Origin of the sequence: Marinobacter sp. bablab_jr003, from assembly GCF_016464245.1 — a bacterium.
Classification (GTDB): domain Bacteria; phylum Pseudomonadota; class Gammaproteobacteria; order Pseudomonadales; family Oleiphilaceae; genus Marinobacter; species Marinobacter vinifirmus.
On record NZ_JADARC010000118.1, the window covers coordinates 1 to 1,424 of the forward strand.

General features: G+C 56.5%; 1 protein-coding gene. It reads right to left on the reverse strand.

From position 1 onward, the window contains the following. Positions 1-291: 291 nt before the first annotated feature. Positions 292-1,332: an IS110 family transposase gene (locus H3Z84_RS12305; RefSeq protein WP_022989711.1), complete on the reverse strand. Its 1,041-nt coding sequence runs from the start codon at positions 1,330-1,332 to the stop codon at positions 292-294. Between the last annotated feature and the right edge of the window lie 92 nt (positions 1,333-1,424).

Sequence of the window (1,424 nt, forward strand, 5' to 3'; positions counted from 1 at the left end):
CCATATATGGTCTCCTCCCCGCTTGCAAGGCCTCAGACGTTGTTGATGAGGGACAGGTTGCTGCCATATATCCGGCCTGTTAACGAGGCGGCGTTGCCGCCTCTGGCCTTGATGAGGATTCGCCGCGCGCCTGCCTAATCACGGAAGCGGCCTTGAAGCCAGTGGATTCCACAGGTTCCAGGTGCGCCGGTTTGACCTGTTATGTCATCAATGTGTCTGTTGCCTTCGCAACCTTGGGTAAAGCCCTTCGTTATGAATTCGTGACGTTTTTACTCTGTTTTAGTTGCGTTTTCAGGCCATTGCCGCCATTTGGTTCTCAGCTGGCCTGTAGTGTTCATGGCGGGCCACAACGACCCAAGCCATTCGGATAATCTTGTTAGCCACAGCCACAACTGCTCGGTTGTGGCCTCTTCTGGCCTCCAGCGCCAGAGCCCACTGGCTCAAGGCGTCTTGCTTGCTCTTTGCCGTTCGCACCACGGCACGAGCGCCGTGTACCACCAGGGATCTCAAGTAAGCATCGCCTCGCTTGGTGATCCCGTACAGCGATTGTTTACCGCCGGTGCTGTGCTGCTTGGGCACCAGGCCCAGAGCTGCAGATGCATCCCGACCCCGACGGAATTGCTGGCCATCGCCCATCCAGCTTTTAAGGGCACTGGCCACAACTGGACCGACACCGGGAATGCCCGTTAATCGCCGACACGCATTGTCTTCCTTGGCCTGCTGTCGTAGTTGCTCGTCATACCAGACCTGCTCTTCAAGCAAGGCTTTGAGCCGGTGCCACTGCCTGTTCAGCAGCATGCGGAATCGAGTGCTTAAACCGTTTTCAGCATCTTCAAGTAACTCCGGCACCCGCCGGCAAAAAGCGCTGACGGACTTCGGGACGGTTAAGCCATATTCTGCCAGCAGGCCACGCATCTGATTCACTAGACGCGTGCTCTCCACTTTCAGGCTCCGGCGAATCGCATGAAACGCCTGATCATCCTGTTGCTCGATGCCCTTTACCGCCACCGGTCGAATGGCACCGTGAAGGCACGCCTCGGCAATGGCTTGTGCATCGTTATAATCGTTCTTCTGCCCCCGCAAATAACCTTTTACATGCTGCGGTGGCAGCAAAACCGCTTTGTGACCGAGGGCCTCCAGCCAGCGGCCCCAGTAATGGGAACTGCCGCAGGCCTCCAAAGCCACCGTCGTCGGTTCATGCTTCGCAAGAAACCGTTTTAAGCCATCCCGGCGAAAGGTTTTTCGGCGTTTTACATCGCCGCCGCGCCCCAGTTCAATAACCGCAAAAGAGGTTTTTGCCAGGTCGATGCCGATCACGGTATTCTGATGCATGGTCTCCTCCTTAACTCTTGGATAGTGTCTGCAACCTCTATCCTGGCGCATTGCGACGCCGATTTGGAGTGGGGAGGAGACCATCCCATCTC

Bases quoted from the DNA above. Each gene is read 5' to 3' on its own strand.
- H3Z84_RS12305 (WP_022989711.1), bottom strand. From the start codon at position 1,332: ATGCATCAGAATACCGTGATCGGCATCGACCTGGCAAAAACCTCTTTT.